Below are 14,232 nucleotides of genomic sequence, written 5' to 3' on the forward strand. Positions count from 1 at the left end.
CGAGAAACACAGCGGCGGCCGCGCAGGCCGCCGCTGTGTGCATGCTACAGCCGCGCGCCGCAGTTCGGGCAGAAGCGCGCGCTGGTGCGCACCGGCGCATAGCACTGGCGGCAGATCGGGAGCTGGCCGGGGGGCACATCGTCGAGCACGCGCGCGCGCGGCGATCGTGCGCGCACTTCCAGCCGCTCTGCATCGCTCGCCATCACGCCCAGCGTCAGGTGCTGAAGCAGCGTGTGCCTCTCGGTGTGCTCGACGCGCACGGCCAGGCGGGTACGCTCGGGCCGCGCGGCCACGAGCGTATAGCGCGCGATCTGAACCGTGCCCCAGCGCGCGGCCAGCAGCGTCGGCTGCTCGGCGCGAATATGCCAGCTTGGCGAGGCCGCGCGCACCATCACGCGCAGCGCCAGCTGCGACGCCAGGTGCGCGCTCGAGACCTTCAGCGGGCGGCTGCTCTGGTGCTCGTCGGTGCTCAGCGGCGCGCCGACCCACACGCGCAGCGTGGCCGCCCGGCCCACCAGCAGCGGAGTATCGGCGTCGAAGCCTTCAAAGCGCGTGTTGAGATGCGCCGCAGCAAGCGGCGGCGGTTGGGGTGAGCCGGGGGGGTCAAGCGGCGCCATCGGCACCGTCACACGTGGGGCGAGGTAGCGCAGCGCCGCCCGGCCAATGCTGATCTGGGCGCCGTCGGCCAGGCGCACCGGCTCGTCGGGCGGGGCGGGCACAGCATCGATCAGGGTGCCGAAAGTGCTGCCAAGATCGACCAGCAGCACGCCCGAGGGCTGGGCAAGCAGCATGGCATGGCAGTGCGACACACCATCCGAATCGAGGACAATGTCGTTGTCGGCGGTGCGCCCGATTGTCGCACTGCCAAGCAGATCAACCACGCGAGCCGGCCGGCCGCGCTCCTCGATATGGAGGTGACCGAACATCGCCGTCTCCAAACCGCAGATCAGCGCCGATGCCGCTATTCTACCACGTTTGGCAAGAGCGGCTCATGCGCCCCGGCGACGACCCGGTCGCGCTCGGCGGCCGGCAGGATCACCGAGAACGTGGCGCCCTGGCCTGGCGCGCTTTCGACGGTGAGCGCGCCGCCGTAGAATTCGAGCAGCGCGCGGCTGATGCTCAGCCCCAGCCCGCTGCCGTGGGCGCGCGTTGTGGCCATGGGCTGAAAGATCAGCTTCTGCTGCTCGGGCGCGATCCCCGGCCCGGTGTCCGTCACCGATATCAGCACCTCGCGCTCGCGCGGGGCGCAGGCGATCGTAATCTGGCCGGTAGTGTTCAGCATGCTGCTGGCGTTGATAATCAAATTGATCAGCACCTCGCGCAGGTCGGGCGCGCGGATGCGGGCTGGCGCAACCTCGCGCAGCTGGGTCACCAGCGTGACGCCGCGCTTGTTTTGCCAGATCGGCCGGGTCAGCCGGATCGCCTCCTCAATCACCGAAGGCAGGTCGGCCAGCAGCGCCGCGCTAGACTCTGGCTGAACCAGACCGGTTTGCAGGCGCTGGAGCAGGTGCCGGCCATCCTCGGCGGCGCGCACGATCGTCGAGACATCGCGCCGGAGCGCTTCGGGCACATCCTGCAGCAGCAGCTGAGCGTTCGCCAGCACCGAGGTAAACAGGTTGCCAAGATCGTGCGCGGTGCCGGCGGCCAGCACGGCCTGCACGAGCAGTGTGTCGGTAGCGCGCAGCCGCTGATCGATCAGCATCGCGCGCTCGGCCTGGCGCTCAAGCTCGTGGCGCGCGCACTCGTCGCGCAGGCGTAGCGCCAGCAGTGGCGCGATCTGGCGCGCGAGGCCGAGCGCGCCGGCGCCGGGAGGCTCGCTACGGCACGCCAGTGCCAGCCAGCCGTAGTGCTCACCCGCCGCGCTCAGCCGCGCCAGCAGCGGCTGGTAGCCGCGCCGCCGATACCAGGCGCGTAGCGCGGGCTCGCTGCCATTGAGCCGGCCGGCCGAACGGCTGGCAGCGTCGGTCGAGAACACCCGGCTGATCGCGCTTTCGCTGCGCGAAGCGTAGATGTCGAGGCGCATAGCCGGAATAAGCTGCGGAAGCGCGCGGCGCAGCTCGGCGCAGCAGGCAGGCCAATCACCCGCTGCGGCGAGCGCGTCGAGCAGCGCGCCGAGCGACCAAGCATCGCCGGGCCCTGGAACTGCCACGTGGGATGGCATACGACAATCCTGCTATGTAGCGGCTGACGCCTGGCACGTACCGGCGCCGTCGCCACAGACGGCCAGGCGTAGAAACGGGCAGGCACCCATTCCCACGCCGCGCGTACAACCACTCTGGTTGTATCAAACCACAATGCCATCGGCTGCGGCAGCCAGCGTTAGTAAGAATTCGTGAACGGTGTGCGTTCGCGCGCAGATCTCGGCCAAGGTAGCGCGGTCGTGCGCGTCGAGCGGCACAGTATACTGCGGGTGATCGAGCGCCATATCGAACGGCTCGCCGCGCAGCAGGCGCTCGGCGATATGCGGGTTCGCCGCAGCCAGCAGCACCACGTGGGTAAGTGCCGGGCGGCTACTCTGCCCGCGCAGCGGGGGCGTGTGACGTTCGAGCGACATCGGCTGAACGGCCAGCATCGGCATAATCGTGTTCCTTTTCCAGGCGGCTAAACAGCAGCCACCAGGTCACGCCTGCTACAATCAGGAAGTCGCCTGGGCTTGCGACAAGCGGGCCGCGTGGCAGCGGAATAATGATCCAGTCCGACAGCAGCCACACCGGGCTTGCGAGCACTGCGATGTCTTTCGAGGCGTGCAGCAGCGTGCCCGGCGCCGCCGATACGCCAACCGCCGCCAGTATATCGGTGCGTATGGGCATTGCGCCGCCGTGCCAGGCCATCGCCAGCAGATTGAGTCCTACCCCTGTAGCCGCCAGCGCGGCACCGGGCAGCGCCAGGTTGCACAAGCAGCAGCCAAACACGGCCACCATCGAGCAAAAGAACAGGCCAGGCTGCGGCCTGCTCAGCAGCGCAGCTAGCTGCGGCGCCAGCGCCAGCAACAGCAGCGGCCAGCCGCGCGGCGTCGCCGGCTTGCGCCAGAGCGCCACCACCGCGCTACACAGCGCGCCGGCCAGCGCGATCGGAAGCAGTGCCACGGCGCTAGCGCAGTGAGCTGCTGGCAGTGCGGTTCGTTCCGGGAGGGCCGTAGGGCGCGGCCCCAGCGATCAGCAGCGTACCAGCTACCAGCGCGGCGATCAACGCCTTTACAATCTTCGAGCGCATAGATGCCTCCTCTATCAAGCATATATCGACTGGAAGCACTATACATGCCCGCGTGGACTAGCCGTGGACTTTTGGTGGACATGCGCGGGGGCATCGCAAAACAGAAGTTCGGGGGTGGCGAAGTGGGTGTTTATGGCGCGGCGCGGGCGAATGCGCTGCTGCGGGTGCTGGCGTGCAGCAGCGCCACGGTGGCCGGCTCGGGCGTGGCGCCTAGGGTGCGCAGCGCGCCTTCAAGCTGCTCGTAGGTAGCCGTCACGAGCGCGGGGTTGCGCTGGCGCGCGGCCAGCCGCATCAGCCGTGTGGCAGTTGCCTCGCGGCAGCCGTCGACGCCAAGAATGCGCTGGTAGCACTGGATCGCCCGGCGCGGATGCTCGCTCTCCAGCAGGCACGCCAGCCGGTCAAGGCCGTCGAGGTAATTCTCTTGCAGCAACGAGCGCCGCCGATCGATCCACAGCGCCGCGCTCGGCGCCGCGCCCGGCAGAAAATCGCCGCCGTACAGGTCGAGCGCCTGCTCAAGCTCTTCGCTGGTGTTGGCTGCGGCGATCGTCTGTTCGAAATCGTACACGTCGTAGCGAATTGCCTGGCGCGGCGATTGAATGGCGCAGTGCCCGGCGCGCGCCGCAACCGCCAGGCCGGTCTGCTCGCGCAGGCGGAACAAGGCTTTGTGCAGCGCGCTCATGCGGATGTCGGTATCGCCCCAGACCTCTTCCCAAAGCCGCTCGACCGTCAGGCCAGCCTCGCCGGCGTCGAGCAGGCGCACCAGCAGCGCGCGGTGCAACGGCGAAAGCTCACACAGCTGGCCGGCAACAAGGCATACAAACTGGCCCAGCGCGACGATCTGCCAGCGCCCCTGCGCGGCCGCGGCGCTGGCGCTCAGCAGCCGCCGGGCCAGCCCCGACGTATCGGCCGCAGTACGAAACAGCGCCTCGTGCGCCGGCACGAATAGGCACAGCGCCGTGTCGGGCAGGCCGGCGGCACTTGCTTCAAAGGCCGGCCAGGCTGCGGCGGCCCGCTCCCAGCCGCCGTACTCGAACAGCTGCGCCGTGGCGAGCAGCTGTACATACGCGCGCTCGGGCGGCGTGAGGCCAGCGCTGGCAGCCAGGGTTTCGGGCGCCTGCCTATGCAACTCGCCGATCTGCGCTTCGGAGCGGGCCGGGCTCAGCAGCGCCCAGGCCAGCTGGCGCCGCAGCTGGCCTGGGCTGCCCGCCAGGTCGCTCAGCTGCTGCAGCGCCCGATCCCATTCGTGGGCCGCTGCGCGCTGGTGCGCCAGCGCCGCCGCCCACAGCCCGCCGCCGGCCGCCGCCGCCGCGTTGGCAGGCACGCGGATGTGCATCGCCAGGTCGTAAGCGGCCTGGAAGCTGGGAAGCGCCTGGCTTGGACGGCCTTCAAGAATCGCCAGCTCGCCTAGGCTGTGGTGAAGGTACAGCGCCTCGCGATAGCGCGCCGCCTCTGCGGCCACCGCCAGCCCGGTTTCAAACGCCGTGCGCGCATCGGCAAGCTGGCCCTCTTCCATCGCCAGCATACCCAGGTTATTCAGCGTCATGGCGCGGCGGCCGTGGTTGCCGGAAGTCTGCCAGCACGCGTCGGCACGCCTGAGATGCCGCAGCGCAGTAGCACGGTCGCCAAGCCGCGCATACGCCCAGCCCAGGTTGTCGGCCAGGCCGGCCAGCTGCGCGGGCAGCTGCGCCGAGCCGACCACCTGCGGCGCGAGCTGCAAAGCCAGCTCGAGCGTCGTAATCGCGGGCGCGGCGGCGCCTGCGAGGATCTGGGCACGCCCAAGCGTCAGCGAGTACTCAAGCTGAAGGCGCGGCGGCAAGGCCATACCATCCAGGCTTTGCAGCACTGCCTGCGCCTGCGGCAGGCGCTCTTGCAGCATCATGATCTCGGCTAACAGAATGCTAGCCTCGGCGTTCACATGCGCGTCGCCGGACATCTCGGCGAGGTGCAGGGCCAGCTCAGCGCGCTCCCACAGCGCCAGGTCGTTATACACCCGCACCTGCGCTAGCAGCAGGTCGGGCGGCAGTATCCGCCCGCGGCCGGTGCGCTCGAAGTGCACCGCCAGGCGCTCGAAGCAGGCCAGCAGGGTATTCTGCAGCGAGCGCTGGCGCCAGCTCGGGATGCTGTCGTGCAGCAGCTTGCTCGCATCAGCTTCGGCGCCGGCGTCCAGCAGGCAATCCAGCGCACGCTCGAGGTCGTCTTCCTCGCGATACAGCGCGGCGGCGCGCCGCAGCAGCTCGCGCTCGCGGGCCGGGTCGCGGGCCAGCCGCGCGCGCAAGAAATCGCGAAACAGACTATGGTACGCCAGCCAGCCGCCGCGGTTCGACACAAACAGCCCGCGCCGGGTGATCTCGGCCAGCGACGCGCCGGCGTCGTTGGTGGAGCGCAGCGCATTGCAGCGCTGCGGCGAGAGGCTATCGATCACGCTAGTTTCTTCCAGGAAGAGCTGCACTGCCGGAGCCAGCGGCGCGATGATCTGCTCGGCGAAAAAGGCGTACACATGCCCGGCGTCGCCCACCATGTCGAGCAATGGCGGCTGCTGGGCGCGCACGTCGTGGTCGAGCGACAGGATGATGCCGGTAACCCAGCCGTTCATCTGCGCCACCAGCTGCTCGGCGTCGGCCGCCGTGAGATCGCCGATGCCTATACTGCGCGCCAGCGCCTGCACTTCGGCGGCGCTCCAGCTCAGCACGGCGTAGTCGAAAAACACCGCGCGCCGCTGGGCGATCAGCCGCGCCAGGCCATGCAGTTTCGGCAGCATGCGCGATGCGAGCACCATGTGGCAGTTGTGGGCGTACTCGGCAATACGGGCGAGGAATTCGAAGATCAGCTCGATCCCCGGCAGCAGCTGCAGGGTTTCGTCCTCGAGCACGTGGTAGTCGTCGAGCACCAGCGCGAATGGGCGCCGGCCGGCCGCAACCGCCAGCGCTGCATCGTGAAACAGCTCGGGCAGGCCCTGCGGCGAGCAGCTAGCCAGCCGCGTCAGCAGCTCGGGCGCGCCGGGCACATACGGCTGAACCGCGGCGAGCACATAGTCGAGAAACTGGCGCGGGTCGCGGTCGGTGCTGTCGATGCTATACCAGGCAACCGGCAGAGCGCTACACGCCGACCACTGTGCCAGCGCAGTCGTTTTGCCCCACCCGGCCAGCGCCGCTAACGCTACCAGCTGTTTCGATGTGATTGCCTGTTCAAGACGTTCCAGCAGATATGGGCGTTCGATAAGCGGAAGAGCCGCAGAGGGAATACTCAGCTTGTGCTGAAAACGCAGCGTCATAGCTTCAGTCATGTGCTACGCGCTTCGCGTTGGGCGGCGCATCTTGCCCGAGCTACTACGCAACAACCACGGCGGCTGTGTCTGCGCCACAGAAGGTAGTATCTCGGAGTCTCGCAACCCTGTGAAAGTGCGCAGCTAAAGCTGGAGCGATCGACCGACCGCCAAGCCTACAACCAGCCGCAGGGCACCCGTGGTGAGTAGATCCAGTATAGCATACTCGTGTCGCGGCTGCAGCACGCACATTCAGCGCGGCAGGGCTGGTGCAAAGTCGGCTCTCACCCCCTTCCCCCCTTGTGTGAAAGGCGGCAGGCGAAAAAACGGGCGGATCACGAATGTCCGCCCCTTCAACGTAATATCTCTCCCGCGCGCGGGAGAGGGGGGTGAGGGGGGGTGAGGGCCGACTTCGCCCGAGCCCTGGGGCGCGGCTGGGGTAGCTTGACAAGGCTGGGGCGCGGTGCTATGCTGGGTGCCAATTGAACACGATCTTCGGGGCAGGGTGCAATTCCCGACCGGCGGTGATACGCCGGAGGCGCAGGCGAAGAGCTAGGTGGCAAAAACAACAAGCTGCCAGCCGCTCGCCGCGAACCTCTGGCGCGAGCCCGCGAGCCGCAAGGCAGGAGCTGGTGCGATCCCAGCGCCGACGGTACAGTCCGGATGAGAGAAGATCGGCAGACGAACGACCTCTGGCCGCGTGCCAGCTGGCCGTTATACCGGTGCCTCCGCACACTGCCGTGCGCGGTTCAGGCATGCGGTGCTGTTTGCTGTTATGCCCCGAAGCCGTATGGCTTCGGGGCTATCTATTTTTTTTTGGAGGAGCGCATGGTGCGTCAACAGCCACTTGGCTATATCGCTAGCCCGAAAGACGGCGCGTCGGCCGAGCAGCGCCCGCGCGAGCGCCCGGTCGTGCCGCCCAGCGCCGGCCTGGCGGTGTCGCTGCTGCTGGCACTGCTGATCTGGCAGGCGATCGTCGTGCTGCGCGACTACCCGGCGTTTATTCTGCCGGCGCCGGGGCTAGTGTTCAGCCGGCTAATCGCCGAGTGGAGCGGCGGCACGCTGCCGTACCACACCATGCTCACGCTGGTCGAGTCGTTGGGCGGGTTTGGGCTGGCACTGGCGGTGAGCCTAGCGCTTGGCTACCTGCTGGCGCACGCGCGGCAGCTCGAGCGCGTGCTGGCGCCGCAGCTGGCGGCCACCCAGGCCATTCCAGTGGTGGCAGTCGCGCCGCTGATCATCCTGTGGGTTGGCTCGGACATTCGCTCAAAGGTGCTGGTGGCCGCGCTGGTGACGTTCTTTCCGATCCTGAGCAGCACCGTGGTGGCGCTGCGCGGCGTGCCGCGCGAGCTGCTCGAGATGGCTAAGATCAGCGGCGCCAACCGCCGCCAGACGCTCTGGCACGTCGAGCTGCCGCTGGCGCTGCCGGGCATCTTCGGCGGCGTGAAGTCGGGCCTGGCGCTGGCAACCACCGGCGCGGTGGTCGGCGAGTTCGTCGGCGCGCGCGACGGCCTCGGGGCGCTGATCAACATCTCGCGCGGGCTGTTCGATACGCCGCTGATGTTTGTGGCGCTGATCTCGCTGGCCGGGCTGACGCTGGTGTTCTACCTGGTGGCGGTGCTGCTCGAGCGAGCGCTGGTGCGCTGGGAAACCACCTAGCCGCAGCCGGGCCGCCGCCTGCCGGGGGTTGTGTGTTGGATCTACCCTGTATCGTGTGGAGGAGAGTGGCGATGGGACGAAGAATGGTGTGGGTGCTGGCAGCCGCGCTGCTGCTGGCGGCCTGCGGGGCGAGCGCGCCGGCCAGCACGGCCAGCACAGGCGCGGCGCCATCTGCGGCCACGGCCGGGCAGCCGCGCGAGATCACGCTGGCGATGCCGTACATTCCAAATGTGCAGTTCGCCGAATACTACATTGCCGACAAAAAGGGCTACTATGCCGCCGAGGGGCTGGCGATCAAGTACGACTACAACTTCGAGACCGACGTAGTGAAGCGGGTGGCGCAGGGCAGCGTGCAGTTCGGCATGGCCAGCGGCGACTCGGTGCTGCTGGCGCGCGCGAATGGCCTGCCGGTGCTTACGGTGGCCACTGTGAACCAGCGCTTCCCGACGGTGTTCTTCAGCAAGGCCGACCAGAATATCAAAACCCCGGCCGACCTGAAAGGCAAGTCGGTGGGGATCCCCGGCCACTTCGGCGCGAGCTACATCGGCCTGCTGGCGCTGCTATACGCCAACCAGCTGAAGGAGAGCGACCTGAATGTGCAAGACATCGGCTTCGCGCAGATTGCGGCGCTGACCGAGGGCAAGGTGCAGGTGGCCAGCGGCTATGGCAACAACGAGCCGGTGCTGCTCGACCAGCAGGGGATCAAGGTAAATATTATTAAGGTGGCCGACTTCTACCCGCTGGCCTCCGACGGGATCATTACCTCCGAGGCGCTGGCGAACGACCAGCCGGCGGTGGTGCGCGGCTTTGTGCGCGCTACGCTGCGCGGCATGGCCGACGCGATCGCGCAGCCCGACGCGGCCTTCGCCACCGCGCTCGAGTACATCCCCGAGCTGCAAAAGGCCGACGCCGCCACGCAGCAGCTGCAGCGCAAGGTGCTGCAGGAAACGCTGCCGTACTGGCAGAGCGCCGCCACTGCCAGCGGCGGCCTGGGCTTCAGCGACACAGCCAGCTGGCAGGCGACGCACACATTCATGCGCGACAGCGGCCTGCTCAAGAGCGATGTCGACATCGCCAAAGCGTTCAGCAATAGCTTCTTGAAATAGAGCTAGGGGCTGATCACCCAGCCCGGTGGGGCGCGGGGGCGGCAAAGCCGCCCCCGCAGATGTTTGTTCCAGGCTCTGATACCAATTCGCTGGTGGGGGTTTGGGGCGGCTTCGCCGCCCCGTTCTTTTTTGTGCGCCGCCGGCAGCCGGGCGCCGCACAAGAAAACACAAGTAATCAAACGGAGTTGGTATGACAGAGCGCGAAAATGGGTTTTTGCCCCTCTGCCCTTGCCTCTTTCCCGCCGCGCGGGAAGGGGGCATGTGTGTGTGCGGCGGCAAAGCCGCCACTCACAGCGCCTGTGGGATAGGCAAGGGCGCGCGTGCGCCCTACGTAGGCCCTGCGTAGGCCGTGCCAGCCTTACAAAACTGCAACGGCACACGAACATTTTGTTTAGGCAAATGTAAAGGCGTGGGCGCTACAATGCGTATCAACACAAGCTATGCCGCGAGCGCCTGCAGCCGCCGCGCCAAGCAGCCCAACCGATCTCCGCACTATGGCCAAGGAGCCCCCGATGCAGCGTTCGATCCAGCTCGCTCCTACGCACGACGACGCACCGAGCGTCGTAGCCGCCATCCCGCCGCAGCGCCTGCGCCTCGACATGTTGGACGGCCTGCGCGGCCTGGCGGCGCTGTACGTAGCGCTGTTCCACGCCGTGCTGTACAGCGGCTACGCCAACACCCCGCGCGACGCGCTCTCGGCGCCGATGCAGCTCGTGGCATTTCTGTTCGACTACGGCACCTACGCGGTGCCGGTGTTCATTGTGCTCTCGGGCTTCTGCCTGATGCTGCCGCTGGTGCAGCGCAACACCACCGAGCTGCCGGGTGGCTTCGCGGCGTTTGTGCGCCGGCGGGCCTGGCGCATCCTGCCGCCCTACTACGCCGCGCTGCTGCTGGCGCTAGGCGTGATCGCGCTTGCGCCGGCGCTGCAGACGCCGCAGGGCACCGCGTGGGACACCAAGCTGCCGATCACGCTCGACGCGGTGGTGGCGCACCTGCTGCTGATCCACAACCTGCGGCCCGACTGGATCTTCCGCATCGACGGGCCGATGTGGAGCGTGTCGGTCGAGTGGCAGATCTACTTCCTGTTCCCGGCCATTCTGCTGCCGATCCTGCGGCGCACAAACATGGCGCTCACCGTGGTGGCGGCGCTGGCGCTTGGCCTGCTGCCGCACCTGCTGCTGCCGGCATCGATGGGCCTTGACGATAGCCACCTGTGGTTTCTGGGGCTGTTCGCAATGGGCATGGCCGGCGCGGCGATTGCGTTCTCGGATGGGCCGCGCGCACTAGCCTACCGCACGCAGGCGCGCTGGCGCTGGCTGAACATCGCGCTGACGCTGGTGGTGCTGGGCGGGCTGGTGTGGAACCACTCGTGGATGGACTGGCACGCCTATCTCTTTGAGCCGCTGGCCGGGCTGGTGGTGATGCACTGGCTGGTGCGCTTCACGGCTATGCTGCGTAGCGGCGCGGCGCGCTCGGCCGGCCTGCGGCTGCTCGAGTCGCGCGTGCTGGTGGGGCTGGGCGGCTTTTCGTACAGCCTGTACCTGATCCACAACCCCATCCAGGCGCTGTTCAACCTCGAAAGCCTGCGGCTGCCGATCTCGGCCGACGCGCGCCTGGCGCTGATGCTCGGCGTGGCGACGCCCTTCTCGATCGGCTGCGCCTACGTGTTCTACCTGCTGGTCGAGCGGCGCGCGGTGCGGATGAAGGAGCGCGCCGCGCGGCCGGCCTAGCGCTGGGAAAGCGAAGCCGCCGCGCAAGCTACGCCGGTGGATCATGCCTCGTGGCGCGGCAGCAGGTGCCGGGCGGCCCTGAGGCATGAGCCGGCCACGCGCTCGCCGCCACGGCGCGCTTTCTGCCAGCGCGCCTGCTATACTATACGCGAAGCTATAGTAGTGCAGGTGCCTATGCCGCTCAGCACTGTTCTGTTCGACCTCGATAATACGATCTACCCGGCCTCGTCGGGCCTGATGAAAGGCATCGACAGCCGGATCAACGAGTATGTGAAGAACCTGCTCGACCTCGACGACGCGCGCGCGCTTCAGCTGCGCAAGCAGTATTATGTCGAGTACGGTACGACGCTGCACGGCCTGCAGCTGCACCACCGTGTCGACCCCGACGACTACCTGGCGTTTGTGCACGACGTGGCGATCGAGGCGTTTCTGGCCTCGGACGCCGAGCTCGACCACCTGCTGAGCGAGCTGCGCGCCGGCAAGGCGATCTTCACCAACGCGCCGGCCAGCTACGCGCGGCGGGTGCTGGCGGTGCTTGGCATCGAGCGGCACTTCAGCCACGTGTTCGACATCCACTACTCGGGGCTGCGGCCCAAGCCCGACCCGGCGGCGTACCAGGCAGTGCTGGGCGCGCTCGGCATCGAAGGCAGCGCGGCGATGCTGGTCGAGGACACCGCGAAAAACCTGCCGCCCGCGCGCGCGCTGGGCATGACCACCGTGCTGGTGGGCGAGGCCGACGAGCGCGCCGCCGCGCTGGCCGACTACGTCGTGCCCGACGTGCTGGCGGCCACCCGGCTGGCGATCGAGCTCGAGCGCGCCGGGCACGCCGGCGCGCCCGCGCAGTAGCGTCAGGGCTCGGCCAGCGCGGCCTTGACAGCGGCGTAAGCGTCGACGACGCCATAGCCGACTGCATCGTTGGGCGTGCCGGCGTCGAAGCAGCCAGCGCGCGCGCCCTCGTAGGGCCGGGCGGTCTCGATCAGCAGCTGCTCGGTGCGGTCGATATTGCCGATCAGCTTGGGCTGGGCCGACCACATGAGCGCCACCACGCCGGCCACGTGCGGCCCAGCCATCGAGGTGCCGCTGTTCTCGCCGTAGGTGCCGCCGGGCAGCGCCGACAGCACGCCAACGCCGGGCGCCATGATGTCGGGCTTGACGCGGTCGCTGCCGTCGACGTTCACCGGGCCACGGCTGCTGAAGCTGGCGATATCGCCGGCGCGGTCGACCGCGCCGACGCTGAAGGCCGCGTCGTAGATCGCGATCGGGTCGCTGACGCTGCCGCAGCGCGGGCCTTCGTTGCCGGCGCTGGCCACCACGAAGATGCCGGCCGCGCGCAGCGCGCGCACCGCCGGCGCGAGCGATGCCGGGTCGCAGCCCTCGACCGGCGGGCAGCCCCACGAGTTGTTCAGCACATACGCGGCGCGCGCCGGGTCGCCATCCTTCAGCGGGTCGCCGTGCTGCGGGTAGGGCGCGAGCATGAACTGCATGCAGTTGAGGTAGTAGGCCGGGTTGCCGAGGTTGCGGCCGAGGTTCACGCAGCCGATCCACTGAGCGCCGGGCGCCACGCCAATGCCGCCGCTGCCGAGGATCGTGCCGGTGGTGTGAGTGCCGTGGCCGCCGACGTCGGTGGGCGCGCTGCTGCCGAACCACGGGTCGAGCCAGTTGTAGTCGTTCTGGCCGCCGCGCCCACGGTAGGCCTCGCGCAGCGCCGGGTGATCGCCCTGCACGCCGCTGTCGGACTCGCCGACGACAATGCCGCGCCCGGTGACGCCCAGCTCGTCCCACACACGGTCGGCGCCGATCGCCACGACGTTCCACTGCGGGCCGCCGGGCGGGGCGGCGCTGCCCTGCTCGGGCACCACCGGCTGGGGCAGCGGGCGCAGGTGCGGGCTATCGAGCACGCGGTCGACCTCGGGCTGGGCCGCGAGGTAGGCGCGCAGCAGCGGCCCGCCGTCGACCTCGATCGCGTTCACCAGGTAGTAGGGCTGGTAGCGCACGCCAAACTGGTCGAGCGTGGCGCGCAGATTGGCCTGGGTGGTGTCGGCGTGGCGTGTGAGCGTGGTATAGACCGACCGCAGGCGCTCGACCCGATTGGGGATGCGGGCGGCGGCGCTGACATCGGCCTGGTCGCGCAGGATCACAAACAGCTTCTCGCCGTAGAAGCCGGGCTGGCCGCCGAGGCCATACAGCGCCAGCGCCAGCGCGAGGCTAGCCGCCAGCGCGCCCAGGCTGGCCCAGCGGCCGGGGGCCGCGCGCAGCCCGGCGCTCAGGCCCAGCAGCACCAGGCCAGCCAGCGCGCCCAGCGCCTGCATCAGCAGCATCGTGCGCAGCACCAGCCCGATCTCGGTGAAGCCCAGCACCAGCATGTACTCGTCGGGGTCGAACAGCAGCAGCGGCCCGGCGGCGGCCAGCGCGATCAGCGCGACAATCGCCAGCCAGGCGCGTCCAGGCGCGGCCTGCCAGGCCCAGCGCCCGAGCGCGTAGGCCGCGCCGCCGAGCGGCAGCAGGCCGAGCATCAGCACCAGCTGGCTGCCGCCAAAGCCGAACCCGGCGCCCAGCAGCAGCAGCGCCACGCCGGCCGCGATGCCACCCAGGCCAACGTCCTGCCACACGCCAAGCGTCGCGCTCTGCAGTGGCTCGACCAGGCGGCGCGCCAGCAAGAAGCCTGCTACCGCGCCCAGCAGCAGCGCGGCCACGGCGTTCAGCAGCGTGTCGGTGGGCGAGCCAAGCGCGCCGGCGCGCAGCCACGGCGCGAGCGCCAGCAGGCCGAGCGCGGCGCCAAGCGCGGCCGGCGCGCCGGGGGTGGCGCTGCCCGGCGCAGCAGCGGCGGGCGGCTCGTCGCGAAAGCGCAGGCGCGGCAATAGCGCCAGCGCCGCCAGCGCAAGCGCGATCTGCGCCACGGCGGCGGGCTGCGTCCAGGTGAGCGGCAGCGCGCGCGCTAGGCCAAATAGCGCGGCAGCCCCGCCGGCAAGCGCCCAGGTGCGGTAGATCGCCCGGAAGCGCGGCGCGCGCGCAAACAGCGCCAGCAGCAGCACCGGCGTGCCCACCAGCAGCGCATGCAGCAGTGTGACCAGCGGCCAGTACCAGAGGGCCATGCTGAGGCCGGCCGAGGCCAGCTGAAATTGCTCGTAGAACCACGCCGCCGCCTGGAGGACGATCGTCACGCCGGCGACCCAGGCCACAGCAGCCGCGAACAGCACAAAGTCGAGGCAGCCCTGGGGCGGCGGGGCTTCGGGTGGCCGAGGGGCGGTGTCCATGCGCGTGC

The 14,232-nt window shown here is 69.0% G+C and carries 11 protein-coding genes and 1 riboswitch; of the genes, 4 read left to right on the forward strand and 7 right to left on the reverse strand.

Annotated elements, in window-relative coordinates; all coding sequences use genetic code 11:
• Nucleotides 1-44: 44 nt before the first annotated feature.
• The 6 genes from U0177_RS27975 to U0177_RS28000 all read right to left on the reverse strand — a co-directional run bounded on the left by U0177_RS27975 (nucleotide 45) and on the right by U0177_RS28000 (nucleotide 6,484).
• Complete coding sequence (locus U0177_RS27975) at nucleotides 45-926, reverse strand: FHA domain-containing protein (protein ID WP_409573982.1); 882 nt, start codon at nucleotides 924-926, stop codon at nucleotides 45-47.
• Nucleotides 927-961: 35 nt separating this feature from the next.
• Nucleotides 962-2,161, reverse strand: a complete 1,200-nt coding sequence (locus U0177_RS27980) for a sensor histidine kinase (RefSeq protein WP_409573983.1) — start codon at nucleotides 2,159-2,161, stop codon at nucleotides 962-964.
• 123 nt (nucleotides 2,162-2,284) lie between these two features.
• Entirely contained in the window at nucleotides 2,285-2,578 is a 294-nt protein-coding gene (locus U0177_RS27985) for a hypothetical protein (protein ID WP_409573984.1), read from the reverse strand.
• Nucleotides 2,511-3,086, reverse strand: coding sequence for a DUF5317 family protein (locus U0177_RS27990; protein ID WP_409573985.1), 576 nt, complete (start codon nucleotides 3,084-3,086; stop codon nucleotides 2,511-2,513). Before U0177_RS27990 ends, U0177_RS27985 begins: the two co-directional genes overlap by 68 nt.
• A 4-nt stretch (nucleotides 3,087-3,090) precedes the next feature.
• Nucleotides 3,091-3,213, reverse strand: a complete 123-nt coding sequence (locus tag U0177_RS27995) for a hypothetical protein (protein WP_409573986.1) — start codon at nucleotides 3,211-3,213, stop codon at nucleotides 3,091-3,093.
• 130 nt (nucleotides 3,214-3,343) lie between these two features.
• Nucleotides 3,344-6,484 carry a transcriptional regulator gene (locus U0177_RS28000; RefSeq protein WP_409573987.1) on the reverse strand — a complete coding sequence of 1,047 codons (3,141 nt, stop codon included), beginning with the start codon at nucleotides 6,482-6,484 and terminating at the stop codon, nucleotides 3,344-3,346.
• A 478-nt stretch (nucleotides 6,485-6,962) separates the two neighbouring features.
• Nucleotides 6,963-7,154: riboswitch (FMN riboswitch) on the forward strand.
• Between the two features lie 152 nt (nucleotides 7,155-7,306).
• On the opposite strand from U0177_RS28000, the gene U0177_RS28005 reads away from it, so the two are divergent.
• From U0177_RS28005 to U0177_RS28020, 4 genes are all read left to right on the forward strand, one after another.
• A complete protein-coding gene (locus tag U0177_RS28005; RefSeq protein WP_409573988.1) occupies nucleotides 7,307-8,134 on the forward strand; it encodes an ABC transporter permease in 828 nt (275 codons plus the stop codon).
• Between the two features lie 71 nt (nucleotides 8,135-8,205).
• Nucleotides 8,206-9,240, forward strand: a complete 1,035-nt coding sequence (locus tag U0177_RS28010; RefSeq protein WP_409573989.1) for an ABC transporter substrate-binding protein — start codon at nucleotides 8,206-8,208, stop codon at nucleotides 9,238-9,240.
• Between the two features lie 512 nt (nucleotides 9,241-9,752).
• Complete coding sequence (locus tag U0177_RS28015) at nucleotides 9,753-10,970, forward strand: acyltransferase family protein (protein WP_409573990.1); 1,218 nt, start codon at nucleotides 9,753-9,755, stop codon at nucleotides 10,968-10,970.
• A gap of 174 nt (nucleotides 10,971-11,144) precedes the next feature.
• Entirely contained in the window at nucleotides 11,145-11,816 is a 672-nt protein-coding gene (locus U0177_RS28020; protein ID WP_409573991.1) for a pyrimidine 5'-nucleotidase, read from the forward strand.
• Between the two features lie 2 nt (nucleotides 11,817-11,818).
• On the opposite strand, the gene U0177_RS28025 is transcribed toward U0177_RS28020, so the two are convergent.
• Nucleotides 11,819-14,224: a S8 family serine peptidase gene (locus U0177_RS28025; RefSeq protein ID WP_409573992.1), complete on the reverse strand. Its 2,406-nt coding sequence runs from the start codon at nucleotides 14,222-14,224 to the stop codon at nucleotides 11,819-11,821.
• Nucleotides 14,225-14,232: the final 8 nt, after the last annotated feature.

The sequence above is a fragment of the Kouleothrix sp. genome (genome assembly GCF_046328425.1).
GTDB lineage: Bacteria > Chloroflexota > Chloroflexia > Chloroflexales > Roseiflexaceae > Kouleothrix.